A 26115-nucleotide genomic window follows, 5' to 3' on the forward strand; every position below is an offset into this window, starting at 1 on the left:
ATGCAATACTTGCAAACTTTCCTGATGGTTGTGATAGGTCATTTACTGTAGAGTTAAAAGATGAAGATTCATATGGTATCATTCCTAAAAACTTAACTTTTGCTGAGATTATAAATATCTTAAATCAAGCTATACAAGAAGATAATTGTGAAGAATTAGACAAGGTTGTACAAAATATTGAAGATTATGAAGGCAGGTCTATTACGCTGGATAATGAAAATCTCAAAGATTTCTGTTCAAATCAACTTAATTTGGAGTTACAAAACGGAAGCAACCATCAACATATATATTCAAATATACTATCACAATATAAATTTGATCAAGAGGGTTTCAAGTATGATTATTCAGTAAAAGAATTGGTACTATTGGCAATTGCAGCTAATGACAAGCTAGTAGAGCAATATCAGGATTTTCTTTTTGCTGAAGGAAATTTAAGTCTTTTACCTCTCCTTGTTGGTGGTCAAAAATATATTGAAGCTTTTATAGAAAAATTCCATGGTACCGATGGAGTTTATGGAAGATTAAAAGATCAAACTATACAACTTGTCGAACCTAATAAGATTGGTTTTTTCTCAGTTATAGCATTAAGAAAAGAGCAAGAATTATTAAATGCAGTTTTTGTCGAATACGTTTTAAGAGATTTTGGACAGGTGTTAAAAACAAGTAATCCTGATTCTTTGTATGGTGTGCTTGAAACAGCGTCTCTGATCAAAAATGAAGAATTCATCACGATAGTGCTGGGTGCATTTGAAAGATATATTAATAAGCTAACTAAAAAAGCCTCAACAGAAGAGTTATTAAAAAAGAGTTTTGTTACTTTATTAGAAACTGCGATAAGCCAGGAACACACATCTGTCATTGAATACCTGTGCAAACGATACACTAATAGTGCAGATCATGCCATTTACGATGTATATGAACAAGCATTTGCGGATGATAAAGTTATTACAATACTAGGGCAACAAATCCTGAAAAACATAGGAGCTCGTGGCAGAAAAGAAATTTATGATTTAATTCTGAAAACTGCATTGGATGCTGGTAATATTGCATTTATCGAGCACTTGTGTGAAAAATGTGCTAAATGCAGCAATGATGTTATCGGCTATCTCAATCAAAAATTTAAAAATAACGAATTTGATAACATACACGAATCAATCCTCATTGCATTGTCTAATGTTGAATACACAAACACAGACGTTATAGTCGAGGTGCTTTTTTACACTAAAGAAATCCATCAAAACGTATCACATAATGAGCAAGTGATTAGGCCGGTCATACAGAATATACTGAAAAATGCAACACACTACTCAATAGGCCAAGAAGATTACTCCTTAGTCAAGGAAGTATGTTACTTATACACAGAAGAGGGTGCAATTAACGTAATTTTTCAAGAGGAGTGTAAGATTTTTAAGTCTAGCATAGAAAAGCGCATAGAAGATCTGGAAAAGGAAAACAAATTATTGCAATCTGAAGCTTTACGTGAATATAACAGCCGTCTTTCAGGTATTGTAAATGGATTAGTTCAGACTGCTTGCATAGTGTATGATGAATACACTAAAGATCCAAAAGACAATAAACGTCAAAAGAATATTGATCTAATATTCAGTTTAATGCAAATTAGAAATATTCTGCAATTTTCTATTGGTGTGCAAAAATATTCCTGCCATGAACGTCAAGATTTGTGGGATGAAATGTGCCAAACTCCTGGAACTTTTATAATACGAAAAAGAAGTAATAACGTTGCAGATGAATTAGAAATTCCAGTTATAACAAGTGACATTCTATCAGAAAATCCAGGACTTGAAAGTGCTGGCAGTAAGCAGACAGAAAAAAATATTGTGGACAGAGGAAAAAATATTATGAACAATGAAGAGGCTTCAATAGAGGAAGCTATAGGTAATAATTATGAGGAGGGTGAAATGGGTAAAAATAGTGCTAAAAAACGTAAAGAGAGCATAAAACGATCTAAAGAAGAAAAAAAGAAAAATGAACAAGAAAAAGAAGTGCAATTTAGAGAACTATATGTTGGTAAAAATGATGGCTCGAAGGTAATCACTGAAGTTGATAGTAGTAAGAGGAAACAAGCTCCTGTCCAACCTGCTGAACATGTACCAGAAGAAAGTGCAAAACTTAAGGCACAGCCTTCTAATACTCAAGAGCAACAAGGTGATCAACAAGATTCACCACCACTTTCACCACAGAGTTCTGCGAGTGGTAATGTTGAAGGTACAAAAGCCTCTGCTAATGCAGCACCAGTGCCAACGCCGAATCCGATATTAACATCAATACCAGACCAAGTGCCAACATCAGTGCCTCCAGTAACTAATAAAAGCTCTGGACAAGAGGATAATGTTCAAATCAATGGCAAGCAGTCTACCAATCCAAGCAATACTGTACCACCTGTTCAACCAACTACACCTGAAACACCTAATGCTTCTTCAAGTGAGAATAAAATCTCTGAACAAAAAGATGGTACTCAAACTAGCACCAGGCAGCAAGAAGTGTTTCCTTTTTATCCTTATATGCAGAACGGTCATGTGCTTCCAAGTGGAAGTCTTAACCCTATTACCGAAATGGGAAATACACAGAATTTGCAATCTGCAGTTTTAAGTAGTCAACAGCTTGCTTTCCGCAATGTCATTGAAATTTTCAACAAGCATGGTAGAGAGGGTTTTACTTCGCTTAAGCTTGTGGTACAGGAGTTTCTTCGCAATGGAATATCAAAAATCCAACTTCCTACCTCTAATGGTTACATTACCCTTAATTTGAATACGATCAACAAAGCGGGTTCAGAAGGATTGCAAAATATAGTAAAAGTACTTACAGATTCGTATGAGAATGGTGCACTTAATGATAGAACTCGCAATGCTATTGAGACACATGATGATATTGACGATTATAGGCTATTTTCAGAGAAAGATCCAACTCTAACACCTACGCCAGTGCCAACGCCGAACCTAACACCAACACCGAATCCAATTCCAATACCTACGCCGGCGCCAACACCACAACCAACACCGGCACTGAAGCCAACACTAATACCTTCAGTAGCTAACAACAAATCTGAGCAGGTGAATAATGTTCAAAGTAATGGTAGACAGTCTGATAATCAAAACAATAAAGATATACAAGATGTTAGCGCTACTATAAGTGATCAGGTAACTCCTGTGAGTAGTGATACTGAAAACAATAAAGTGGAAAAAAGTGGTGTGAGTTTACAAAGCAGCGGCTATGTGGACAATAGCACAGTATTATCCTTTGTGGATAGAGAGCATGTTATTCATGTTGATGCGCAGGTTTCAGGGGATGTGAGTTGTCTGGTTGAAACTATTAGTGAAGATACTGATGAAGTTGCAAGTAATCAAAATGGTGTACTTTTGCTGGAAGCTCAACCTATGGTACAGAGTTATGATTCAAGTGAAAAAGGTAATACTAATTTGCAAAGTGCAGGTGATAGTAGTGTAGGTGTAGTGTCAAAGAATGGTAGTGATCAACTACCTGCCGATAATCTAGAGCAGAATAGCAAAGGGGTGGATGATAGTAGTGTATCTGTGCAGTTTATAGGTATGGTGATAAGTCAATCTAATAGTGCTTCCACTATAACTCTGGATGATCACAAGCCTCTCATGAAAGATATAGAAAATGATAATGATCCAAGTGAAGAAGATAATGATTCTCCACAGAATATTAAAAAAAGCACATTGTCTACTATAGTTGTTTCAACACTAGTCGTGGCTGCAGTAGCTTCGATAGCTATCTTTGTTTACTTAGAAATGTTAGCAGTGGGGATAGCAGTTGGAGCTTGTTGTCTGGTTGCCGCTGCAATTATATACTACTGTACACCTAAAAGCCAAGTTGAAAACAACGAGGTTGAAAAATCTTTCAACACGGGGAAAGTACCTACTGCCGTACATGTATAATAAATATAGTAGTTTACCATTTAATAATTTATTATAATTATGTTAATTATCGGTAAATAAGGACTTGGTAAACTACGAAGAAATATTCTTGAATAAAATAAAAGATATAAAAGATGAGGGGCGCTACCGTGAATTTACGCACTTTGCGTCATTGCCAGGTAGGTTCCCCCACATTATGGACTATGAAAGAAATAGGGAAGTAATCGTCTGGTGCAGTAATAACTACTTAGGAATGTCACAAAACGAGAAAGTTATTGCCGCCATTCAAAATTCATCAATTGGTGCGGGGGGAACAAGAAATATATCTGGTACAACAAAAGAGGTTGTCGAGCTTGAAAAATCCTTAGCTTGTTTGCATAAAAAAGAGGCTGCTCTAACTTTTGCTTGTGGCTACCTTGCTAACCAGACTACACTTAGCACTTTATCGTCTGTTATCCCAAATGTAGTATTTTTTTCAGACGAGAAGAACCATTCTTCAATGATAGAAGGCATAAAATCAGGAAAAAGACCAAAACATATATTTAAACACAATGATGTTGATCACTTAGAGCAGTTGTTAAAATCCGTAGACACAAAAACACCAAAGATAATAGCACTTGAATCTGTATATTCAATGGATGGCGATGTAGCGCCGCTTGAAACGATATGCGATCTTGCAGATCAACATAATGCAATCACCTATTTGGATGAGGTGCATGCAGTTGGCATGTATGGTTTACATGGTGGCGGAATTGCAGAAAGAGAAGGCCTGATGGATAGAATAACCGTCATTCAAGGTACACTATCGAAGGCTTTTGGAGTGATGGGTGGGTATATAGCATCTTCAAAGAGCTTGGTAGATGTAATAAGAAGTTCCGCTCCAGGATTTATTTTCACCACTGCTATGTCGCCTGTTTTAGCAGCGGCAGCAAAGGCAAGCGTTGAACACCTAAAATCGAGCAACATTGAAAGGGAAAAGCAAAAGCAAGTCGTTGAAAAAGTAAAAAACTCACTGAGAAATACAGGAATTAACTTCATTCCAACAGAAACTCATATAATTCCAATAATAATTGGCGACCCAGAGTTATCCAAAGGAGCATCAAAATTATTATTTGATGAGCATGGAATATACGTTCAACATATAAATTATCCAACAGTGCCAAGAGGAACTGAGCGTTTCCGTATTACCCCTACACCTTATCATACTGATGAAATGATAGAACATTTAACAGAATCTCTTGTAAAAGTTTTCGAAAAGTTGTCTATCTCTGTAGCCTGTTTATCCTAATTTAATATCGCCAGCAATAATCAATCCGTTGTCTTCCGTTAGCCTTCCACCGCTTTCTTGCAGAAAAAGTCTACCGAGCAAGGCTTTATATTTGTTAACTCCAGAGTAAACTGCTCCTCTGTGCCTTCCTGCTGCAAGGTACGCAAAGCCTAAAATTGTTGAACCGATGGAGCGTACATTACTATTGCCAGGCAGCAATTTATTTAATAAATTACCACTTACATCTATTAGACCCCCTTCACGGCTTTTCACCCGCATTTTTATATGACGAGATCTAAAGTCCTCAAGAAAAGCACCTTTCTTTTCTTCTGCCCAAAAAGTTTCTCTAAGAGCCGGAGCATCAATTACAGCTGCCACAACTTTATTTTTATGAATGAGACAGACTGATACTGCAAAATAAACCATGCAACTAGAAAAGTTCTCCCTGCCCTCTATAGGCATAATAAACCAAGTATAACCGTTATCTTTTATTTCTTGGTCAGTATCATCTTCGGAAATAAACCCATAGTCTCGTTTGTAGTCGTGCAAGCAATCGTATATGGTTTGCTTGGATTTTGAATAAGTTTTATTAATGAAGTCTGCTGATTTAACATTAGAAATTTGCAATTCATTAAAATCGCGCATAAGCTGCCTGGAAGCACTATGCACAGAATCAAGCATCACATTAATTCGTGGTGATGAGATGGACATTCTTCCTTTTACTCTTTCACTCTTTCATAATAGCTGTCACCTGGAGTATATACTACAATTTTATCCTCTTCTTTTATAAATTGAGGCACGTTAACGCGCATTCTGTTTTCCAAAATTGCAGGCTTATAAGAAGCAGTAGCAGTTTGTCCTTTAATAACAGACTCTGTTTCTTTCACAGCAAGTGTAACATAATCAGGCACATGCGCAGAAATTATTTTGTCTTGATAAGCTACAACTTTAATTTTCATGTTATCCTGTAAATAAATTTTTTTTTCTCCCAATAAGTCCAAATTTATAGTGATTTGCTCGTAATTACTTGGATGCATAAGATTTACAATGTTTCCTTCAGTGAAAAGGTAAACATATTCCTCTTCATCTAAAATTGCCCTTCTGATTGTTGCATCAGAACGAAATCTTTCATAGTGTTTTGCTCCGGTCTTGATATTTTTCATTTCAGCTTGTATGTATGCACCACCTTTACCAGGTTGAGTATGCATAATACCTACAACCAAAAATAATCCGCCGTTATGTTCCAACACCTGACCTGGTCTAATATCGCTAGCTCTTTCTGCCATAATTACATTTTCAGTTTGATCTTACAATTATAAATAGCTTTATATAAATATCAAAGTCTTTATTAGTCAATAAATTCTGGTATATTTAATACTATATACCTCCCCTTTATATTTATATGTGGAAATATCTCTTTAGTAAAAGACAGCATAATACGTTTTTTTGTGCTGATAACTAAAATTTCTAATATATCCCCTGAGCCGAAATTATACACAGATTTTACATAGCCATATAATTCATTACTTTTCAGCCTTACTTCCATATCTACAAGGTCACTTTGGTAAAATTCATCCTCATCATTTAGCTCTGGTAACTTGCTTCTTTCTATATATAGCTTCTTATTCCTTAAAAGCTCTGCTTCATTACGGGAATTTACTCCGCTTATTGTAGCTATTACTAAATTATCACCTATGACGGATACTGAGTCTATTTTATAATTCTCATCACCACTTATTAGCTTACCATATAAGAAGATATTTTCAGGCTTTTCAGTAAAGGTTTTTACTTTAACAGCTCCTTTAATTCCGTGAGGAGAGGTAATAATTCCTAAGCATACCAGATTGTCGTTCATATTAATGCAAGTATCTAATCAGAAGATTTCTCAGATAAATATTGAGTCAAAATCTCGATGCCTTCATCAATCTCTTTTTCAGTGATAATGAGTGGAGGTAAAATTCTCACAACGTTATCTGATGTTACCCCAACAGTAAGCAAGCCGCGATGACTTAACTCTTCTGCAAACTTTTGATTGTCTGCTTTCACTTTTATTCCAAGCATTAACCCTTTTCCTCTTACTTCCTCTATTATTGGAAATTTACTTGCTAAGTCTTCTAGTTTATTTTTTAAGTATTTACCTCTAATTTCAACATTTTTCAAAAAGCCGGGGCTGAGCAATTCTTCGAGCACAGCATTACCTACTGAGGTTGCAAGCGGATTGCCACCAAAAGTGGAACCGTGCATACCGACCGCCATATATTTAGCAGCATTTTCAGTCGCAAGACAAGCCCCTAGCGGAAACCCGCCGCCTATTCCCTTTGCAAGAGCACATATATCAGGTTCCACTCCTATATGTTCGTATGCAAATAATTTTCCTGTCCTGCCAGCACCGCATTGCACGCAATCAAAAAATAACAATATGTCATTTTCATCACACAGCTTTCTTAGTTCTTTCATAAAGACTTCATTCATTACTTTGATACCACCTTGCCCTTGTATTGGTTCTATTAATATAACGCCTATACCACTTGAAATTGCTTTCTTTACGCTCTCAATATTGGGCTCGATGTTATCACACCAATCAATGTAGGGATTTAGTAATTCAGAAAATTTCTGTTTATCGTTTGTAGCACAAGTTAAAAAGGTTCTTCCATGAAATGCACCATGGAATGTTAAAATTCTATGACGATTTTTATTGCCTTTTCCATTTTGATAGATCCTAGCAATCTTAAGCCCACATTCTACTGCCTCTAATCCAGAATTTGAGAAAAATACAGTGTCAGCGAAACTGTTGTTTATTAATTTTTCTGCAAAATTATTGGCAGCAGGTATATTATAGGTATTTGATATATGCCATAATTTTTCTCCTTGCAATTTAAGAGCACTAATTAATCGCGAATTAGCGTGACCTAAGCTACTAACGGCTATTCCGGAGTGAAAATCTACGTAGCGCTCACCATCAACATCATATAGGTAGATACCTTTGCCATGAGAAAAATTTATATTAACAGGAGAATAAACTGGCAAAATAGGAGAAATTGTCATAAAATATTATATGCTAAATTTTATTATTAATAACATAAAAACCGTTGTTTCACAATAAGAAGGATATGTATAAGCTAGGTAAATTGATGTTTTCTGCGTTGAAGAAAAACAAATACACAAAAGTTATTGTATTACTCTCATCGATCTTTATGATTTTATTCAGTGTGATATATTGTAATCATTTACTAAGAAGTAATTTCCTTTCTTCTTACCGTGATTCAAGTGTAAACTTAAAAAGCGTACTGGAAAATGGCATAATAAAAAAATACCATTATTTACTAATAGAAAAGCATCACATTAAATACAAAAATTTTGACTACATAAACCAATTAGTAAAACTACGTGCTGAATTATTACAATCAGTGAGCAAAGTAAAGGATTTCAGCTTAATACTGTATGATCAAAACGGCAGAATAATATTCAGTAATTTTAACACTCAAGATTATGATTATGAACAGTTACTTACAAACGATGAAATTGATAAACTATTAAGTAACCAAGAAATATTTTATACTACAGGAAATACATTAACTTCTATTTTCCCTATATTCCATGAAAATAGCGTTAAACCGTCGTTTTTTTTGAAGATTCTTCGAAACTACAATAATTCTTATGTTATAGCATATGGCCTGTTTTTAACATTTTTGGGCCTATTATTAATAATCTTAATATTAATAATGTTCTATTTGCACTTTTCTAATACCCAAATGCTAGCCAAGCAACATAAAACTAACATTGAATTACAGCAGATAAAAGAGACATTAGAGCAAGAAAATGCAAACAAGCTAAAGTTTTTTGCAAGCGTTACACACGAATTACGCACACCTCTTAATGCTATTATTGGATTTGCGGAGTTGGTCAAAAATAAAACTTTAGGTTCAATGGATAATTCTCAATACAAGGAGTATGCAGACGATATATATAATGCAGGAACACACTTACTTACCTTAATTAATGATGTGCTCGATTTTTCTAAAGCTGAATCAAGTAGTTTAACAGTAGAAAAAGTGAAGTTTAACCTGAACAAAATAATGGATTCATGCGTAAATATGCTATTACCTAAATTAAAAGAAGCCGGGATTAATTTAACAAAAGAGATGACTAATAAACAATTATTAGTCATTGCAGATCCCAAGAGAATGAAACAAGTTATAATAAATTTATTATCAAACTCAATCAAGTTTACTTCCAAAGATGGTTTAATAAGAATGGTGATAAAAGAAAATATAGAAAAAAACTTATTAACTATTGAGTTTCATGACAATGGAATAGGAATAATGCAGCAGGACATATATAAAGTTATGTCTGTTTTTGGCCAAGCAGATTCGGGGTATAGAAACGAAGGTACGGGCATCGGATTGCCGCTAAGCAAGAAATTAGTAGAGTTAATGGGTGGAACTTTTGACATTAAAAGTGAAGCAAAACTTGGTACTACGATAACATTGAACTTCTTTTATGAAGAACAAACATGTGAAGATTCGATTGATTTTTAATAGGATCTATTTGATATGGCCTTACATCAGACGAAAACCACACTTTATCAAAAGCGGCAAGCCGAGAAGGTAGGCAGAAATTCATCAATAAGCCCCCATCAAGAATCTTATCTGTTAGCTATATATAAAATTTGATACTCTGACTACAATATACTACTATAGATGGAAGTGTTATTAATGGAGCAAGGTATGGAATTAGCAGTAGGAAATAATGCACCCGATTTTAGCTTGCCAGCAGATTCTGGTGAAAATTTATCACTGAGTGAATTTTTTGATAAAAGAAATGTAGTTCTTTATTTTTATCCTAAAGACGATACTCCGGGTTGTACAATGGAGGCAAAAGGCTTTAGAGATAAAATAGATGATTTTTCTTTCCTTGACACAGTGATAATTGGTATATCAAAAGATAGTGTTAGATGTCACACTATCTTCAAAGCAAAATATTCTCTGCCGTTTTCTTTAGTTTCTGATGAGAATGCTGAAATGTTGGGAAAATATGGTGTTTGGGTAGAGAAAAGTATGTTTGGCAAAAAGTATATGGGAATAGAACGCACTACTTTTTTAATAGATAAAAAAGGTAAAATAGTGAAGATCTGGAAAAATGTAAAAGTTAGTGGACATGTTGATGAGGTTCTGGAAGAAGTAAAGAGAATATAAACTAAAGAATAGGTTAATGGCTACCCATTGCTACATAAAAAAGCTGAAATTACATAATTTTCGTAGCCACTCAAACTTTGAACTGGATTCAGATGATAGCTCAGTTGTAATAACTGGCAAAAACGGTATTGGTAAAACTAATATACTTGAAGCAATCTCGTTGCTTGCTAAAAGCAATGGAATGAAAAAAGCAAAAGCCAGTGAGATACAAAATAGATTCAGTAATGAAGATTGGGTAGTGCACTATGATTTTTTTAATGGAATGGATTTTAATTCAATTGGTATCGCAAAGAGTTTTGATAAGAAACTAATACAAATTGATGGAAAAACGCAATCGAGTTATTCATCTTTGTATAAGATATCCAATGTAATATGGCTGATTCCACAAATGGACTATGTTCTTCTTAATTCTCCAAGTGACAGATTAAAATTTTTAGACCGTATAGTCTCACTGTTTGAGGAAAATTACACTTGCTGCTACATGAAACACAGAAAAGCTAAACGTGAGCGAAGTAAACTGTTAAGAGAGAACACCTTGGACGAAAATTGGCTCTCTAGTCTTGAAAACATAATGGCCGTTAATGCAGTTAGTATTTTACGTATGCGATCGTCTGTTTTAAAGACACTACAAGACACAATTGATAACCATTCCAGTGAGTTTTTTCCGAAGGCAAGTTTGAAATTCAGCAGCCAGCTAACTTTGGACGATACTGCAGAATATTTTCAGAATCGTCTAAAGGAAAACAGAGAAAAAGATTCATTGACTGGTAGAGTAACCTTTGGTGTGCATAACGATAATTTTCGGGTTTTTTGTCAAAAAAGAAACGTACCAATAAATCTGTGCTCCACTGGAGAACAAAAGTTATTACTGCTTTCTATTATTTTATCCAGTGTAAAAGCAAGGTGTATTCATTACAATAAGGCACCACTTCTTCTACTTGATGATATAATGTCTCATCTGGATAAACATTACAGAAAGGCGTTAATGGAGGAAGTGTTAAGTATTCAATGTCAAACTTGGATAACTGATGTAAATCAAGATAATTTCAATAGCTATCTTTATTCTTTCAAGTTTTTTGAATTATCAAATGAATAGTACCTCTTTCAAAGCTCATACAGGCAACTCCCAATTGTAAATTCCGGCAATTAAACCTCAAACCAAAACATTTCTGTTTTTTTTACTTTAAATTAAATGCAAAAGTTACTTTACAAACTTCGCCAGTCCCCTTATCATGAAACTGAAGCTATTTATTTATCTTCGCAATCTCTGCAGTGGATTAATGACAAAAAACTTAATGTATTTGGCGTAAATCATGCTTAATTTTTGCACTATGTGCACCTCATGTCTTTATAAAACTTCTAGGTTTCTACCTATATAAGCTGAAACGCGCTTACAAAGCGTTTAAGACAGCAAAAAACGTCAAATTGACAAGGGAGAATTTGAATGCTAGCCACCCTAGGGTTTCTTTACCTTTTTTTTCGCTCAGTAAATTTCTTAATGTTTATAATTTAGATTAGTTGCGGCTTAAAAGCATCTGAATCGCGGTTATTAAGCGTTTAGAATAAAAAAACGCCATACTTGAAAGTATAATGTAAGTAATTAGCCAACCACGGGGCTTCTTTTGCCTTTTTTTTTATTTGGTAAATTTCTTAATATTCATAGCTAAACGACAACCGTTATTCCGCTGCTTGTTAGCTGATGAGATACCGCGAATGAATCGCGGTATGACGGTATGCGGCGGCATGACGATAAGCCTTGTCATTCCAGCGCGTGACGCTGGAATCTAAACTTTAACTGATATGATTACAGAAAGAGAATTTATTAGGTATTCATAGACACTGAAAGTGGTCAGCTTGACCACTTTCAAGTAAAGAAAACTACGTTTGTGCCTCCAATAATTTCTATTACTTATCCGCTACTGCACCGTCTTTACAAATCACACCTCCTGGTGTTATTTTTGAAACGACTACAGGAGCGCCAAAAAACACAGCAGTGAATGCACCGAGTGCAAAAAGCGCTGGCCACGGCATTCTACCGAATATTGCAAGCAACGCTGCACCAATTATCACTATTGTGATCATTGGTCCACCTATGCCATGAGTATAGCCTATTATCTTGCATATCACTGATGATGTTGTATCACTTGTATCAACAAAAGCATCTGCAGCATTTGCATCAAACGCAAAGGAGAAAATTAAAACCGCAAGTAGAAGAAAATTTTTCATTATACCCTCCAATCATTTCTGTCCTAAGTTAGATTATTCTGCAATTTGATTAAATTTGAGTAAATGGTAAGGGTTCTAGTAAATTTGTCATCCTATCAGTTTATAAAAATTCCCGGATCTCAGTGTTATTCACTTGGACAACATTTATACAATTGTGGAATAATGGTGCTCCTTTAAGAAGCACCGTTTAGCTAATGCTTTTCTAAATCTGCAGCGCCTATTTTTTACACGCTCCTGTACTTGTATCCCAGTTGGTACCATCAGGGCAAACAGTTGCACCATTTTTACAAATCACACCGCCTGGTACTATTTTTGAAACAACTACAGGTGCACCAAAAAACACAGCAGTAAATGCACCGAGTGCAAAAAGCGCTGGCCACGGCATTCTGCCAAATATTGCAAGCAATGCTGCACCAATTATTACTATTGTGATCATCGGTCCACCTATGCCGTGAGTATAGCCTACTATTTTGCATATTGTGTTTGACGTTGCGTCATCAGTAACACTGCTAGCAAAAACATTATCAAACGCAAAGGAGATAACTAAAGCCACAAGTAAAAGAAAATTTTTCATTATGCCTCCAATAATTTCTATTACTTATCCGCTACTGCACCGTCTTTACAAATCACACCTCCTGGTGTTATTTTTGAAACGACCACAGGAGCGCCAAAAAACACAGCAGTGAACGCACCGAGTGCAAAAAGCGCTGGCCATGGCATTCTGCCGAATATCGCAAGCAAAGCTGCACCAATTATCACTATTGTGATCATCGGTCCACCTATGCCGTGAGTATAGCCTATTATCTTGCATATCACCGATGATGTTGTATCATTTTTATCAACAAAAGTATTTGCAGCATTTGCATCAAATGCAAAGGAGAGAATTAAAGCCACAAGTAGAAGAAAATTTTTCATTACGCCTCCGATAATTTCTATTTAATGCTGGATTATCCTTCACTTTGATTAAATTTAAGTAAATGGTGAGGATTTTTTGCTTAAAAGTATCCTTTATTTCATTTAGAATACTTTTCTTGGTTCGTCTATATTACAGTGCTACAGAAATTTTACAGCATCGTTTATTGCCTTTATCGTGCTTTGATTGACACAATTCATAATGATGGAGTGGAGCATGCAGGGTATTTATCATTTTTAATTCTGTTATCAATATTTCCTTTTCTCATCGTTTTAATGGCTGTGGCGTCAACATTCGCAAATTTTTTAGACCAGTACAACATTGGCTGGGTATTTATCATTGATAACATGCCACAGGATATTTTATCATCTTTGATGCCGCGTATTAGGGAGATAATATCAGGCCCGCCGCAAAGCTTACTAACTTTAGCAATTGTAGGTGCTGTTTGGACCGCTTCATCGACAATTGAAGGGCTTAGAACAATACTCAATAAGGCCTATAAAGTTCCGGTTTCGCCGCCTTATATATTAAGAAGAGTACTAAGTATATTACAATTTTTAGTAATCACGCTTATTATAACTCTAACTATAGTGTTTTCTACACTAGTACCAATGCTAATTGATTTTTCCTATCGGGGGCTAAGTTATACTAGGTATTTACTTATTGAATTTGTACTTTTCACAGTAGTCTCTTGGCTATATTTTATGTTACCAAACATAAAACAAAATTTATCAGACGTATTTCCTGGATCTTGTGTAGCTGTTATTCTTTGGACGATTTCTGCTTCAGCTTTTAAGCAATACTTAAAAGCTTCCTTTGACCAACTGGATTTGATATATGGAAGTTTAGGTGGTGTAGTAGTGTCATTACTATTTTTTTATATGCTAAGTTTGATTTTTATATATGGAGCAAAATTCAATTTTCAGCTAAAATATTTCAATGGATCTCGCTAAGGAGAAAGAAATGGGTAAGTTAGAAGGTAAAGTAGCTTTAATCACCGGAGCTTCAGGTGGAATAGGCTCTGCTGTTGCAAAAAGGTTTATAAGAGAAGGTGCATGTGTGATTCTGATTTCAAGATCTCTTGATAATCTCAAGCCACTATATAATGAAATTGAAGAGCTTGAAGAATTTAAAGAAGGCTCTGTGAAACTAATTCAGCTTGATCTTTTAGACTTTGAGAATGTAAAGATACTGACAAACATGATAGAAAGCCTGAAATTATCAGAATCTGGAGCACTTGATATATTAGTTGCGTGTGCTGGAATTTTAGGCAAACTGAACCCCATTCATGACTGTGAGATTGAAGAGCTACAGAACGTAATGAATACAAATTTTACTGCCAATTGGTACTTACTAAAAAACTTAGATCCAATGCTAAAAAAGTCTAATGCTGGAAGAGCGATATTCATGACCTCAGAAGTGACACTTTCTCCTTCCTCTTATCCATATTGGATGCCGTATGCTGCAAGTAAAGTTGCACTAGAAATAATGGTGCAAATATATGCATCTGAAACAAAGCATACAAAATTATGTGTAAATGCTGTATACACGGAAGGACCTGTGGGTAGTGAGCAGGCATTTCCTGGATCTGAATTGGTGTCACCTGATGACCTAACAGACAAATTTGTGGAGTTAGCTTCTGAAGATTGCAGCGCATCAGGACAAATCTTACCGCTCAGCAAATCTCCCGAATAAATTACCATAGTATCTGCAAAGATACCGTTAAGCCCACAACTGTATGAACATTGTGATTTGAGAGTAATCTCCACTAGGAAGGATGTCATCCCAGTGCCTCTATGGTGTCATTCCAGTCTGGAATCTAGTCTTTATTATGCAGCCACTTATTTAAAGTTAAGTTTTCTGGATCCCAGTGTCTGGGCACTGGGATGACACCTCTGGGCACTGCCGTCATAAAGGAACCAGTGTCAGCTACTTGAATGACATCATTTGCTGTGCAATTTACCTTCAAAAATGAATGTTTGTACAGCTGTGTGTCAAGCACTGGAATCTGCCACGCAAATTGCAATGTTCGTACAGTTATGCGTCAAGCCTAAAAGTAATTAGCTAATAGGTTTAATAAAAATTCACATATACAGGAAAGATTGGTAACATTACTTGAATAGAGACCGTTATTGTAATTATGCCGAAACGCACAGATATAGAATCTATATTAGTAATAGGAGCAGGCCCAATAGTTATAGGTCAGGCATGCGAGTTTGATTATTCTGGAACGCAAAGCTGTAAAGTATTAAAAGGTGAAGGTTATAAAGTCATTTTGGTTAACTCCAACCCCGCAACTATAATGACAGATCCTGAATTCTCTGATGCAACTTATATTGAGCCGGTACTGCCTGAAATCATAGAGAAAATTATAATTAAGGAGAGGCCAGACGCAATATTGCCAACAATGGGCGGGCAAACAGCACTCAATTGCGCAATAAAACTTGCAGATGATGGAGTGTTAGACAAATACAACGTAGAATTAATAGGGGTAAATAGAGAAGCAATAAAAAAAGCAGAGGATAGAGAGTTATTCCGTCAGTCCATGGATAGAATAGGACTGAAATATCCCAAAAGTATCATTATAAAAAATCAAGAACAAATAAGAAAGGCTTTGGATTACATTGGATTACCAGCAATCATCCGTTCATCATTCACTCTTGGTGGCGCAGGTAGTGGCATAGCATATAATAAAGAGGAGTTTTTCAATATCGCAAAAAGTGCTCTCAAAATTTCGCCAATAAATGAAGTTCAGATAGATGAATCAATTATCGGCTGGAAAGAGTATGAAATGGAAGTTATCCGCGATTGTAAAGATAACTGCATAATAGTCTGTTCGATAGAAAATGTTGATCCAATGGGAGTGCACACCGGAGATAGTATTACGGTTGCTCCTGCTTTGACTCTGCGTGATGCTGAATATCAACAAATGAGAAATGCATCTATAGCAGTGCTGAGGGAAATTGACGTTAGTGCCGGTGGTGCAAATGTTCAGTTTGCAGTGAACCCTAAAGAAGATGGAAGCCTCGTTGTAATTGAAATGAATCCAAGGGTTTCTCGCTCCTCTGCACTTGCTTCGAAAGCAACAGGCTATCCCATTGCAAAAGTTGTAACTAAACTTGCTATTGGCTATTCGCTCGATGAAATACGTAATGACTGCGCTCCAGTTATACCTGCTGCATTTGAACCAGTGATTGATTATATCGTCACTAAAATTCCTCGTTTTGAATTTGAGAAATTTAAGGGGACGAATTGTGAATTATCAACCTCCATGAAATCGGTGGGAGAAGTAATGTCTATAGGCCGCACTTTTAATGAGTCGCTGCAGAAAGCTTTTCGCTCGCTTGAAACTGGGCTCACGGGACTTGATGAAGTGTTTTCTGAAAATACTGATATTGATCACATCAGATCTCAATTAGCAAAATTGCTACCAAACAGATTGCTGATTGCTGCTGATGCAATGCGTCATGGAATTAGCATAGAAGAAATAAATTCAATTACAGGTTATGACTTATGGTTTTTGCAGAATATACAGCAAATCATCTTGGCTGAACAAAAAATCAAGGAAAACGGCCTCCCTGGAACTGCATATGAAATGTTAGAGCTGAAAAAAATGGGATTTTCAGATGCAAGATTGGCGAAATTAAGCAATAAGAAAGTAGAGCAAATCGAAGAAACAAGAAAAAAATTTGGCATCAAACAAGTTTATAAGCGTGTAGACACCTGTGCAGCTGAATTTGAATCGAGCACTGCTTATATGTATGGCTGTTATGAGGGAAACATTACAAATAGGACAGAATGCGAAGCGGACATTTCTGACCGAAAAAAGGTTGTCATTTTAGGAAGTGGTCCAAACCGCATTGGTCAAGGTATTGAATTTGATTATGCATGCGTACATGCAGCTTCTGCCGCCAAAGAAATGGGGTATGAAACAATAATGATCAACTGTAATCCAGAAACTGTTTCAACTGACTACGATACCGCTGATCGTTTATATTTTGCCCCACTGATTGCAGAGGATGTGCTTGAAATACTAAGCAAAGAGCAAGAAAATGGCACACTGGTTGGTGTAATAGTTCAAATAGGTGGTCAAACACCTTTAAAGTTAGCCAAAGTGCTTAACGAGAGAGGTTTCAAAATTCTGGGAACTTCGTTTGATTCTATTGACCTTGCAGAAGATCGCATGAGGTTTAAAAATCTTGCTTTGCAACTTAATTTAAAACAACCTGAAAGTTCTATCTGCCATTCAGTAGAAGAAGCGTTAACCAATGCAGAAAAGGTGGGGTTTCCACTAGTAGTCAGGCCATCATATGTCCTCGGTGGTCAATCCATGTCGATTAGACACGATACTCAGAGCTTTAAAGAGTACGTCTTAGATCAAACTAAAATCTTTGAGCATGGTTCGCTGCTTCTTGATAAATTTTTAGTCAATGCAGTTGAGGTTGACGTTGATGCTGTATGTGATGGGGAAAAAGTTTTCATTGCAGCGGTCATGGAGCACATTGAAGAAGCTGGTATTCATTCTGGCGATTCAACATGCTCAATACCGACAAATACATTGAGTGACGAAGTAATAAAAGAGATCGAGCTCCAAACTGAGAGAATAGCATTAGCATTAAAAGTGAAAGGTCTGATAAACATTCAGTTTGCTGTTCAAGAGAATAGACCTCTTGCAGAATCTGTTTGTGATGAGAAATCTTTAGGAAAAGTGCAGATGAACACCACAGAATACTCGAATGTATTTGAGGAGCGCAGACAAGCTTTGACGACAAAATTGCCTTCAGAAATCGAGTTATGCAAGAGGTCTAGTGATGTATACATACTTGAAGTGAATTTAAGGGCTAGTCGAACCGTTCCTTTTATTTCCAAGGTAATCAATATTCCTATTGCAAAGCTTGCCACTCAGGTTGTTTTGGGTAAAAAATTGAATCAGGAAAACAAGCCTTTCAATCATTTTGCAGTTAAAGCTGCTGTTTTTCCATTTACCCGCTTTGCAGGAGTTGATACTTTACTTGGTCCTGAAATGAAATCAACAGGAGAAGTGATGGGAATTGACTCATCATTTGAAGCTGCACTTGCAAAAACGCACATGGCTGCAGGATACAAGTTACCAACAGAAGGAACAGCTCTGGTTTCAGTAAAAGATGATGATAAAAAGTATATATTGCCAGTTGCACGAATGTTGAAAGAACTGAGTTTTGAAATATATGCCACCAAAGGCACAGCTTCGTATCTGAACAATAACGGCATTGCTGCACAAGCTGTAAATAAAGTAAGAGAAGGCAGACCCCACATAGTTGATATGCTCAAAGATGGAAAAATAAATTTAGTGATTAATACTTCAAAAGGTGTAAAGTCAGTCTCAGACAGCAAAGATATCAGGAGAACTGCTATTTTGCAAAATATAGCTTACAGCACCACAGCTTCCGGAAGTAAAGCGTTAGTGCTTGCAATTCAATATGTAAAGAATAGCAAACTGGAAGTGAAATCATTACAGCAGATACAAAACGTTTAAATATCAAAACTAGAATAATTCACTCTCAAAATGCTAAAGAGAACATAATAAAAAGATGGAAATTTTGAAGGAAATAGTATACCTAAAGAATCAACTAGCGTAATTGAACAGCCAAATGCTGCAACGAATGCTCCACAATCTCACCTAGAGGACACTTCCCTTATATGTTAAGAACAAGTCTTTATAAATATCAAAGTAGTGAGATTAAAGACACACAGAGAAGAGGAATCGTCACGCCCCTTGATTATAAGAATCGTTGTTCAGCAAGGTTCTCTTCTCTGGTTTATTATACTGAAAGTTCCGAACAACTGATTGAGCTTTTAGGCTCGTATATAAGGCTGGAAAATGCAGTATATGTTATTATTACGGAGGAATTATGAATTCATCAAACATTATTGCTGGCATTGATGTTAGCAAAAGTAAATTAGATCTCCACATTCACCCACTTGAGCATTATAAAATATTTGAAAACAATGTACAATCCATTGGTGAAATGCTGGACTTTTTACGTTTGCATAATGTAACCAAAATTGGTCTTGAGGCAACTGGTGGATACGAAAAGTTATGTGCCTATACTTTACTAAGCAATGGTTTTGAGGTGTACGTCATTCAACCAAGGTGGGAGAGACTATGCTAAAAGCCTTGGTATTACTACAAAAACTGATAAAATAGACTGTAGTATCATCTCACGTTATATTAATAATACAGATATGCGTGTTACTCCTTTAACAGTTAGTAATGGTAATATTGATTGCTTGAAACAAAAATTATCTCGTAGAAACCAACTTGTAGAAATAGCAAAAATACAAAAAACCCAAATCCAACAGGTATAGCTCTTTCCATAAAAGTCCGGATGTGATAGGATAAGGATAGATGATGATGAGGAGGTTGAATGCCAGCAGCATATAGTTATGATTTAAGAAAAAAAGCAATGGAAGCGCTAGACGAAGGAGAAAGCAGAGAAACAGTGGCAGCAAGATTTAAGATTGGACGAACTACTTTATGGGAGTGGCAGCAAAGAAGAAAAGAAACAGGAGACTTTCAATCAAAAAAACTTGGAAATGGGGGTTACAATCACAAAATTACCGACTGGGATACCTTTGCCAAATTTGCCAGAGAACACGGAGGAAAGACTCTATCGGAAATGGCTAAACTTTGGAACAACGTTAGTATCCAAACGATCTATCGAGCCCTTAAAAAAATTGGATTTACGCGCAAAAAAAGACATATGGATACAAGGAAAGAAACGAAGAAAAACGTGCTGAATTTTTGAAAATTATAGCGACAAAAGAACCTAAAAACTTAGTGTATATAGATGAGTCTGGCATTGATAACACCGAAGACTACCCCTACGGATATTGCCAGAAAGGACAGCGGTTTTATGCCTTAAAATCTGGAAAGAAAACTCAACGAATCAGTATGGTTGCAGCCTTAAGTGGAAGAAAGATAGTTGTTCCGTTAACCTTTGAAGGCCACTGTAATATGGATGTTTTTAATGGATGGTTTGAGCAATTTTTGACACCGATCTTGGAACCTGGACAGACTGTCATTCTTGACAATGCTACTTTTCATAAGTCTGATAAGATTATCGAGCTTGCTAAAGGGGTTGGTGCAGAAATTTTGTATCTGCCGCCTTATTCTCCAGATTTCAACAAAATTGAGCATCATTGGTTTGCTATAAAAAACAGAGCCAGGAAAAACATTCCTCTATTCGAATCCTTTCGTCGTGCTGTTGATTCTGCCTTCCTATGACCTGTTTGGACTATTATGAGAAATGCTATAACTGATACATCTATAATCAAACAAATAGAGGAACTTCTTGCAATTTTACGTAATCAAATTAAAACTTTAGAAGATGAAATGATTACATTTATCGATCAAAACCAAGAGCTTAAAAGAAAATATATATATCAATAACTATATAGTAGCGGGATGACGGTTTTTCAAATTGTCGGTAAATCTAAGTCAGTTTAGCTATAGGCAGCAATTTTCTGTATTTATTTTAAATTGAAGAAAGCTCAAATGAAAGATCGTGTTTTGCTAAAAATCACAGAATGCAGTCTGGTTACTATTTAAAAGGATATGTTCAAAAAAACTGTGTCAAATCAACTCATACACTTCATTACCAACTTCATGATGAAGTTCCGCAGTTGGATGGAAATAATCCTTTAGTGTTTCTTTGCTACACCCAGGGTTATAGTGAACGTCAAGTTCCCCTTTAAATATCAACTTTAAGAGTATTTTTATATTTTCTTTAAATCTCCCAACTTGGTCTGCAATGTTCGATGTGCATGCATCTTGACAATTTAAACCTTTGCTCTTGTATTCGCTAAACATACTTCTCATTTTAGAGTTAAGATCAAATGCTTTTATTTCAAGATTTGTACTTTTCTTCATATAATCTAAGCCTTTAGCCAGTTTTGCATTGAAACTCTCCGTGAGCTTTGTAGCTAGTTCCCTTGCTTCTTCATCTCTATTAAAAGCTGGTATTGAGCCAACTTCAGGTGCATTTGCAACAACTACATGCTTAACACCATGTTCATTTAGAACCTTAAGTGCATTACATATTTCACTCACTGCTTGTTCCAACACTTCTTCCGCTTTAGTATCGTCATAAGCAGTGGCAACCATAACATCATTTCCGCGGATTATGATGCAAAATAAATCTTCTTTACCTATATCTGGATGATGTTTAATTACCGCATCTAGCTGGTTAGCTAAACGAAATTTATTGAAGAAATAAGAAAAAATAGGGTCAAAAATTTCAGATGCTGTTGCATATGAAACTGCGTAATTCTGACCTTGCTGTTCGTGGCATCTCCCAAAAAATGAATAACTCCACCCAGGTTTAAATTCATCTAAATCTAAATATTTTGCTATATATTCAACAGCAGTAGGGCCATTGCTAAAAGATCTTCCTTGATAAAAAGGATCATCAAATTTTACGCTTTTTGCAAAGGATAAATTATTTAAAATTCCAATGATTGCGCCATTATCGGATAAGCTATCACCCAGAACATAAAAATTTCTATACTTTGAATTAGAATTGTCATTTTTATTTGTCATAATATTTACCGTAGATTAGCATGTTGTTTCATTAGATTCATAGAAAAAGAAAAATAGCGGTGAAATTATACAACTTTGGCCTAACTTGCTCTCCACTTTTTCCGGGCAAAATCAGCTTCTTCTTAACTTGACACGTATACTTAAAAGAACCCTCTAAGTTTTCTAGCACGGCTTGGATGTTTCAACTTGCGCAGTGCTTTTGCCTCTATTTGCCTAATTCTCTCACGTGTTACATTAAAAATTTTTCCTACTTCTTCTAAGGTATGTTCCTTCCCATCTTTACCAAGGCCAAAACGCATTCTTAAAATTCTTTCTTCCTTTGGTGTTAAAGTTGCAAGGACATTGGTTGTAATGCCACGCAAGTCAGCAAGTATTGCAGCATCCTCTGGCCTGGAGACTCGCTTGTCTTCTATACAATCACCAAAGGTACTACTATCATCTTTTCCTGTTGGAGCTTCAAGACTTACTGGATCCCTTGCTATTTTCATAACTTTGCGTATTCTTTCCAGTGGCATTGTCAGTTCTACACTCAATTCCTCTAACGTCGGCTCTCTTCCCATCTCATGAGTCATCTTTCTTAATGCTCTGTTGATTTTACTGATAATTTCCACCATATGAACTGGTATTCTAACTACTTTAGACTGCTCAGGTATTGCTCTAGTGATTGATTGTCTTACCCACCAAGTGCCATAAGTTGAAAATTTATATCCACGTTTGTAATCAAACTTATCCACGGCCTTCATAAGACCAATATTGCCTTCTTGTATCAAATCAAGCAGATCAAGGCCTCTTTTTGAATACTTCTTAGCAATGGAAACTACTAGCCTTAAGTTAGCCTTAATCATTTCTTGCTTTGCTTCAGAGACTTCTCGTTCGTGTTTTTGTATTCTCTTGATTAGCTCCTTAAATTCTTGTACGTTATCTTCCTGTATATGCTGCTTAATACCGTTCAAGGTACTAGCTATATGTTCAGAGTTATCGTCTATAAACCTTAAAAATTTGTTTTTTAATTCACCTGTAAAAGAGGACTGATTTTCATTGATCTTTAAAAGACTTATCTTTTTCAATTCGTGCTTTAAAAGCACGTCATCATAAACTTTATAGAAACTTTCTCTATCGATATCGTATTTTCTAGCCTCAGCAATAAGATTAGCCTCTTCAAGCGTAATGGATCTATTTATCTTATAAAGTTCTTGTGTAATTCTGGCAACAGCAGCATCACTTAACTTAATTTGTAATGCTATAGACCATATTTGATTATACAAATTTTCTAGCTCATTAGAGAAATTTTTAGAATTTTTTCTTAATATCAACGCTTCATTTGTTAAAGTAATTATCTCATCCAATGCAACTATGACCTTTGGCAATAAGTCACTTTCCATTTCAAGAATAGAAACATTTAAATTGACTGAACTTATATCTTCATTATTACCGTCTTTCTCATCATCACTTTTTTTACTATCTTTCTCATCATCACTACAGTACTCAGCATCTTCAGAAACATCCTCAGAATCCTCAACATCTTCAGCACTTTCTTCACTCTCTTCACTTTCTTCTTTGGGTACCACATTAAAATCAGAGTTATAAATTGCATCCAGATCTATAATTTCTCTCAGTAAGAGAGCTCCATTACTTAAATCATCACGCCATACTTTTATCACCTTTAATGTTACTGATGTTTCAATTATTGCGCGTAACATGTTATGCTTTTCAGATTCAATTTTTTTTGCTATCTCGATTTCATCTGCCCTTGATAAAAGCTTTACGGAGCTCATGTCTTGTAAATAAATCCTCACTGGATCATCATTTTGTGCTAAAGTTGCAGTAACATTTGGCGATGTGTCATCATCATCAAGTTTACTATCATCACTGTTGGAAGGAATATCTTCTTCATCTTCGCTACTTTCAAGCACATTAATTCCGGAATCCTGCAATAAAGATATAGCATCATCTATAAAGTCAGACGAAAAATTTTCATCTGATAATTTATCATTTATATCATCAAAGGTGATAAAACCACCCTTTTTTATACTCTTAGTTACCAGATCTTTGATAATTTTTTTCTTATCTTCTGCATCATTAATAGTTGACATCATTACCTTTATAGTTTATAATTTTATTTCTTATTAACAAACAAACTTACAACGAGCAAGTCTATAATTTTACTTTTAACTTGTGGCTATTTGTTACTTCATATAGTTTAAGATACTGTTAATTTATGTACACTTGTCTTGATCAATTGTTCCATACTTTTCTTCCATTTTTACTGCTATGGATAATCCAACTGAAAATGTTGCAATTCCAACCACTATAGCAGTAAGCATTAAAACATGGGGTATAGGATTGCTATATGAATAAAAATTTGAAACCAATATAGGAGGCAAGGAACTTTTTATATATCCTAGAGATATGTAAAATAACAAAACAGATGCTTGGAAGACGCTTACCCCTATCATTTTCTTGATTAAATTTTTATCGTTTATAATAATATATAAACCTAGCACCATTAATACAATAATAATCGTATAATTATATAAAGTCATTGCTTTTTCCTACGAGCAAAATTTATATATATAATTAACATAGAGGAGCAGACAGTAAATGCTACACCTAATTCCACCAAAAAAATACCTAATTTTTGACCGGTTCTATTATTGGTTAACAAGATATCATAAGATAAAAAATTTTGGCCAAGTAAAGTTGTTGCAACGCCCGTTCCTCCATAAATTAAAATACCTAACACGTTAGTCAATCTAATCACAGAATAAGGTATTGCTTTTAGAGTTGTAGATACACCAAATAGCATTGAATATAATATTATCCCGGAGGCAATAATTATTCCTGCTTGAAAACCTCCACCCGGAGTGTAATCACCGTGAAATTGTATGTATAAACCAAATAAAATGATAAAAGGTATCATCAAAAATGTTACTGCATTTAATATCGGATCTTTAATCATTTTCTTTTTCTTCTTTTAATATCAACGTTATACAAAGCGCAGCAGTAAAAACTACTATAGTTTCTCCAAACGTGTCATAACCACGAAAGCTTGCCAAAATAGCTGTCACTATATTAGGAATACCGGTAGCTTTTTCGGTATTTTCCACATAATAAGGAGCAACATGCAAGTGGATCGGAGCATTGTGGCTGCCAAAATCTGGCAATTGAATCATAAAATATGACAAACATACAGCCAGAAATAACATAAAAAAAAGCGTTATAGGGTTATGAGATAGATTTACTTTATGATTCTTTATCAAGGAGAGTGCTGCAAACGTAAAAACTGTACTGAGCCCCGCACCAACAGAAGCTTCAGTAATTGCAACATCAGGTGCATTCATAATTAAGTATATAAGCGCAATCAGTGAACTAAATACACACATTAGAACAGCACTTACGACTAAATGTCGCGAGAAAACTATAAAAACCGTAACTGTTAGTAACAACAAAAGTAACACTACATTTAATATTTCTAACACCTTAGCCTTCTTTAACAGTTTTTTTCTTAACTTTATAATGAGTGCGCGCTAAAATATAGCTATTAGTTGAGTTAGCTACCCATATTATAAAAATTAATAATACTATTTTAACAGTATTGATTGAAAATCCATTCTGCAAAGCAAAACCAATTAACAATAACGTTGCACCGCTAGAATCTGTAATACCTGCTGCATGTAACCTAGTATAGAAATCAGGAAATCTGATCACCCCTATATTTGAAATAATTATCAAACAAATACCTAAAAATACGAAAATGGATCCTATCATAAATTATCAAAACAACATTAATCTCATTAGTGCTATAGTTGATATAAAGCTAACACTAGCATACAATAATGCTATATCAATTAAAAAAAAATTATTCAGAATGATTGATATTGCTGTTATAAGTACAACTACTTGCGTTGAGAAATTATTGAACGCTAAAACCTTATTGTACACATCATTTGACTTAGACACTATGCAACACAACATTACACTCATACAGAACAACAGTGTATAGATAGCAATGCAAATCATTCAAAGACTATGTA

26 protein-coding genes and 1 pseudogene are annotated in these 26115 nt (G+C 35.3%); 12 read left to right on the top strand and 15 right to left on the bottom strand.

Annotated elements, in window-relative coordinates; translation table 11 throughout:
• Positions 1 to 5 precede the first annotated feature (5 nt).
• Positions 6 to 3920, top strand: coding sequence for a host RNA manipulator TomO (locus ONI09_RS06570; RefSeq protein WP_458695089.1), 3915 nt, complete (start codon positions 6 to 8; stop codon positions 3918 to 3920).
• Positions 3921 to 3984: 64 nt separating this feature from the next.
• On the top strand, positions 3985 to 5187 hold the full coding sequence (hemA, locus tag ONI09_RS06575; protein ID WP_265014015.1) for a 5-aminolevulinate synthase: 1203 nt from the start codon (positions 3985 to 3987) through the stop codon (positions 5185 to 5187).
• On the opposite strand, the gene ONI09_RS06580 is transcribed toward hemA, so the two are convergent.
• From ONI09_RS06580 to ONI09_RS06595, 4 genes are all read right to left on the bottom strand, one after another.
• The gene (locus ONI09_RS06580) at positions 5179 to 5877 is read right to left on the bottom strand and encodes an inositol monophosphatase family protein (RefSeq protein ID WP_264707251.1); all 699 of its coding nucleotides are present in this window, start codon (positions 5875 to 5877) and stop codon (positions 5179 to 5181) included. The genes hemA and ONI09_RS06580 overlap by 9 nt on opposite strands.
• 8 nt (positions 5878 to 5885) lie before the next feature.
• Positions 5886 to 6452: an elongation factor P gene (efp, locus tag ONI09_RS06585; protein ID WP_265014016.1), complete on the bottom strand. Its 567-nt coding sequence runs from the start codon at positions 6450 to 6452 to the stop codon at positions 5886 to 5888.
• A gap of 62 nt (positions 6453 to 6514) precedes the next feature.
• Positions 6515 to 7021, bottom strand: coding sequence for a ribosome maturation factor RimM (gene rimM / locus ONI09_RS06590; RefSeq protein WP_038250708.1), 507 nt, complete (start codon positions 7019 to 7021; stop codon positions 6515 to 6517).
• Between the two features lie 14 nt (positions 7022 to 7035).
• Entirely contained in the window at positions 7036 to 8211 is a 1176-nt protein-coding gene (locus tag ONI09_RS06595) for an aspartate aminotransferase family protein (RefSeq protein ID WP_265014017.1), read from the bottom strand.
• A 65-nt stretch (positions 8212 to 8276) separates the two neighbouring features.
• Here ONI09_RS06595 and ONI09_RS06600 point away from each other — a divergent pair, with 65 nt between their 5' ends.
• The 3 genes from ONI09_RS06600 (at position 8277) to recF (ending at position 11457) form a co-directional block, all read left to right on the top strand.
• Positions 8277 to 9704: a sensor histidine kinase gene (locus tag ONI09_RS06600; protein WP_265014018.1), complete on the top strand. Its 1428-nt coding sequence runs from the start codon at positions 8277 to 8279 to the stop codon at positions 9702 to 9704.
• Positions 9705 to 9893: 189 nt separating this feature from the next.
• On the top strand, positions 9894 to 10361 hold the full coding sequence (gene bcp / locus ONI09_RS06605; RefSeq protein ID WP_265014448.1) for a thioredoxin-dependent thiol peroxidase: 468 nt from the start codon (positions 9894 to 9896) through the stop codon (positions 10359 to 10361).
• Positions 10362 to 10377: 16 nt separating this feature from the next.
• Positions 10378 to 11457, top strand: coding sequence for a DNA replication/repair protein RecF (gene recF, locus ONI09_RS06610; RefSeq protein ID WP_182319834.1), 1080 nt, complete (start codon positions 10378 to 10380; stop codon positions 11455 to 11457).
• Between the two features lie 809 nt (positions 11458 to 12266).
• Here the strand turns inward: recF and ONI09_RS06615 are convergent.
• The 3 genes from ONI09_RS06615 to ONI09_RS06625 all read right to left on the bottom strand — a co-directional run bounded on the left by ONI09_RS06615 (position 12267) and on the right by ONI09_RS06625 (position 13502).
• A complete protein-coding gene (locus tag ONI09_RS06615; protein ID WP_012673416.1) occupies positions 12267 to 12587 on the bottom strand; it encodes a TrbC/VirB2 family protein in 321 nt (106 codons plus the stop codon).
• 217 nt (positions 12588 to 12804) lie between these two features.
• On the bottom strand, positions 12805 to 13161 hold the full coding sequence (locus ONI09_RS06620; RefSeq protein ID WP_265014019.1) for a TrbC/VirB2 family protein: 357 nt from the start codon (positions 13159 to 13161) through the stop codon (positions 12805 to 12807).
• A 20-nt stretch (positions 13162 to 13181) separates the two neighbouring features.
• On the bottom strand, positions 13182 to 13502 hold the full coding sequence (locus ONI09_RS06625; protein ID WP_015589492.1) for a TrbC/VirB2 family protein: 321 nt from the start codon (positions 13500 to 13502) through the stop codon (positions 13182 to 13184).
• Between the two features lie 135 nt (positions 13503 to 13637).
• Here ONI09_RS06625 and ONI09_RS06630 point away from each other — a divergent pair, with 135 nt between their 5' ends.
• Both ONI09_RS06630 and ONI09_RS06635 read left to right on the top strand, forming a co-directional pair.
• A complete protein-coding gene (locus ONI09_RS06630; protein WP_265014020.1) occupies positions 13638 to 14453 on the top strand; it encodes a YihY/virulence factor BrkB family protein in 816 nt (271 codons plus the stop codon).
• Positions 14440 to 15195 carry an SDR family oxidoreductase gene (locus ONI09_RS06635; protein ID WP_264707246.1) on the top strand — a complete coding sequence of 252 codons (756 nt, stop codon included), beginning with the start codon at positions 14440 to 14442 and terminating at the stop codon, positions 15193 to 15195. The genes ONI09_RS06630 and ONI09_RS06635 overlap by 14 nt, the downstream gene beginning before the upstream one ends.
• A gap of 124 nt (positions 15196 to 15319) precedes the next feature.
• On the opposite strand, the gene ONI09_RS06640 is transcribed toward ONI09_RS06635, so the two are convergent.
• Positions 15320 to 15502, bottom strand: a complete 183-nt coding sequence (locus tag ONI09_RS06640) for a WPE palindromic element domain-containing protein (RefSeq protein ID WP_264705490.1) — start codon at positions 15500 to 15502, stop codon at positions 15320 to 15322.
• A 138-nt stretch (positions 15503 to 15640) separates the two neighbouring features.
• Between ONI09_RS06640 and carB the strand changes: the two genes are divergently transcribed.
• The 5 genes and pseudogenes from carB to ONI09_RS06665 all read left to right on the top strand — a co-directional run bounded on the left by carB (position 15641) and on the right by ONI09_RS06665 (position 20932).
• Complete coding sequence (gene carB / locus ONI09_RS06645; protein ID WP_265014021.1) at positions 15641 to 19015, top strand: carbamoyl-phosphate synthase large subunit; 3375 nt, start codon at positions 15641 to 15643, stop codon at positions 19013 to 19015.
• 164 nt (positions 19016 to 19179) lie between these two features.
• Positions 19180 to 19395 (top strand): hypothetical protein, encoded by a 216-nt coding sequence (locus ONI09_RS06650; RefSeq protein WP_080717592.1) that lies wholly within the window; start codon positions 19180 to 19182, stop codon positions 19393 to 19395.
• A pseudogene (locus tag ONI09_RS07145) lies at positions 19392 to 19845 on the top strand (IS110 family transposase); the annotation flags it as partial. The gene ONI09_RS06650 and the pseudogene ONI09_RS07145, both read left to right, overlap by 4 nt.
• 62 nt (positions 19846 to 19907) lie before the next feature.
• Positions 19908 to 20767, top strand: a protein-coding gene (locus tag ONI09_RS06660; protein WP_264705388.1) for an IS630 family transposase whose coding sequence is annotated in 2 segments (ribosomal slippage) — positions 19908 to 20232 and positions 20232 to 20767 — 861 coding nt in all. Because the reading frame shifts where the segments join, the coding sequence is not laid out codon by codon here.
• A 15-nt stretch (positions 20768 to 20782) separates the two neighbouring features.
• Positions 20783 to 20932, top strand: a complete 150-nt coding sequence (locus tag ONI09_RS06665) for a hypothetical protein (protein WP_265014022.1) — start codon at positions 20783 to 20785, stop codon at positions 20930 to 20932.
• A gap of 183 nt (positions 20933 to 21115) precedes the next feature.
• Here ONI09_RS06665 and ONI09_RS06670 read toward each other — a convergent pair whose 3' ends face one another.
• From ONI09_RS06670 to ONI09_RS06700, 7 genes are all read right to left on the bottom strand, one after another.
• The gene (locus ONI09_RS06670) at positions 21116 to 22081 is read right to left on the bottom strand and encodes an SGNH/GDSL hydrolase family protein (RefSeq protein WP_265014023.1); all 966 of its coding nucleotides are present in this window, start codon (positions 22079 to 22081) and stop codon (positions 21116 to 21118) included.
• A gap of 140 nt (positions 22082 to 22221) precedes the next feature.
• Positions 22222 to 24174, bottom strand: a complete 1953-nt coding sequence (gene rpoD, locus ONI09_RS06675) for an RNA polymerase sigma factor RpoD (RefSeq protein WP_265014449.1) — start codon at positions 24172 to 24174, stop codon at positions 22222 to 22224.
• 123 nt (positions 24175 to 24297) lie between these two features.
• On the bottom strand, positions 24298 to 24624 hold the full coding sequence (locus ONI09_RS06680; protein ID WP_253307288.1) for a cation:proton antiporter subunit C: 327 nt from the start codon (positions 24622 to 24624) through the stop codon (positions 24298 to 24300).
• Complete coding sequence (locus ONI09_RS06685; RefSeq protein WP_006279705.1) at positions 24621 to 25040, bottom strand: Na(+)/H(+) antiporter subunit B; 420 nt, start codon at positions 25038 to 25040, stop codon at positions 24621 to 24623. The genes ONI09_RS06680 and ONI09_RS06685 overlap by 4 nt, the downstream gene beginning before the upstream one ends.
• Entirely contained in the window at positions 25033 to 25560 is a 528-nt protein-coding gene (locus ONI09_RS06690; protein WP_015589497.1) for a DUF4040 domain-containing protein, read from the bottom strand. Before ONI09_RS06690 ends, ONI09_RS06685 begins: the two co-directional genes overlap by 8 nt.
• 1 nt (position 25561) lies before the next feature.
• The gene (gene mnhG / locus ONI09_RS06695) at positions 25562 to 25849 is read right to left on the bottom strand and encodes a monovalent cation/H(+) antiporter subunit G (RefSeq protein ID WP_265014024.1); all 288 of its coding nucleotides are present in this window, start codon (positions 25847 to 25849) and stop codon (positions 25562 to 25564) included.
• Between the two features lie 6 nt (positions 25850 to 25855).
• Entirely contained in the window at positions 25856 to 26101 is a 246-nt protein-coding gene (locus tag ONI09_RS06700) for a monovalent cation/H+ antiporter complex subunit F (protein WP_007548527.1), read from the bottom strand.
• Positions 26102 to 26115: the final 14 nt, after the last annotated feature.

Origin of the sequence: Wolbachia endosymbiont of Drosophila pseudotakahashii, from assembly GCF_026015925.1 — a bacterium.
Lineage (GTDB): Bacteria > Pseudomonadota > Alphaproteobacteria > Rickettsiales > Anaplasmataceae > Wolbachia > Wolbachia pipientis.

Bases quoted from the DNA above. Each gene is read 5' to 3' on its own strand.
- ONI09_RS06580 (WP_264707251.1), bottom strand. From the start codon at position 5,877: ATGTCCATCTCATCACCACGAATTAATGTGATGCTTGATTCTGTGCAT.
- efp (WP_265014016.1), bottom strand. From the start codon at position 6,452: ATGGCAGAAAGAGCTAGCGATATTAGACCAGGTCAGGTGTTGGAACAT.
- rimM (WP_038250708.1), bottom strand. From the start codon at position 7,021: ATGAACGACAATCTGGTATGCTTAGGAATTATTACCTCTCCTCACGGA.
- ONI09_RS06595 (WP_265014017.1), bottom strand. From the start codon at position 8,211: ATGACAATTTCTCCTATTTTGCCAGTTTATTCTCCTGTTAATATAAAT.
- ONI09_RS06600 (WP_265014018.1), top strand. From the start codon at position 8,277: ATGTATAAGCTAGGTAAATTGATGTTTTCTGCGTTGAAGAAAAACAAA.
- bcp (WP_265014448.1), top strand. From the start codon at position 9,894: ATGGAATTAGCAGTAGGAAATAATGCACCCGATTTTAGCTTGCCAGCA.
- recF (WP_182319834.1), top strand. From the start codon at position 10,378: ATGGCTACCCATTGCTACATAAAAAAGCTGAAATTACATAATTTTCGT.
- ONI09_RS06615 (WP_012673416.1), bottom strand. From the start codon at position 12,587: ATGAAAAATTTTCTTCTACTTGCGGTTTTAATTTTCTCCTTTGCGTTT.
- ONI09_RS06620 (WP_265014019.1), bottom strand. From the start codon at position 13,161: ATGAAAAATTTTCTTTTACTTGTGGCTTTAGTTATCTCCTTTGCGTTT.
- ONI09_RS06625 (WP_015589492.1), bottom strand. From the start codon at position 13,502: ATGAAAAATTTTCTTCTACTTGTGGCTTTAATTCTCTCCTTTGCATTT.
- ONI09_RS06635 (WP_264707246.1), top strand. From the start codon at position 14,440: ATGGATCTCGCTAAGGAGAAAGAAATGGGTAAGTTAGAAGGTAAAGTA.
- carB (WP_265014021.1), top strand. From the start codon at position 15,641: ATGCCGAAACGCACAGATATAGAATCTATATTAGTAATAGGAGCAGGC.
- ONI09_RS06650 (WP_080717592.1), top strand. From the start codon at position 19,180: ATGTTAAGAACAAGTCTTTATAAATATCAAAGTAGTGAGATTAAAGAC.
- ONI09_RS06665 (WP_265014022.1), top strand. From the start codon at position 20,783: ATGAGAAATGCTATAACTGATACATCTATAATCAAACAAATAGAGGAA.
- ONI09_RS06670 (WP_265014023.1), bottom strand. From the start codon at position 22,081: ATGACAAATAAAAATGACAATTCTAATTCAAAGTATAGAAATTTTTAT.
- rpoD (WP_265014449.1), bottom strand. From the start codon at position 24,174: ATGTCAACTATTAATGATGCAGAAGATAAGAAAAAAATTATCAAAGAT.
- ONI09_RS06680 (WP_253307288.1), bottom strand. From the start codon at position 24,624: ATGACTTTATATAATTATACGATTATTATTGTATTAATGGTGCTAGGT.
- ONI09_RS06685 (WP_006279705.1), bottom strand. From the start codon at position 25,040: ATGATTAAAGATCCGATATTAAATGCAGTAACATTTTTGATGATACCT.
- mnhG (WP_265014024.1), bottom strand. From the start codon at position 25,849: ATGATAGGATCCATTTTCGTATTTTTAGGTATTTGTTTGATAATTATT.
- ONI09_RS06700 (WP_007548527.1), bottom strand. From the start codon at position 26,101: ATGATTTGCATTGCTATCTATACACTGTTGTTCTGTATGAGTGTAATG.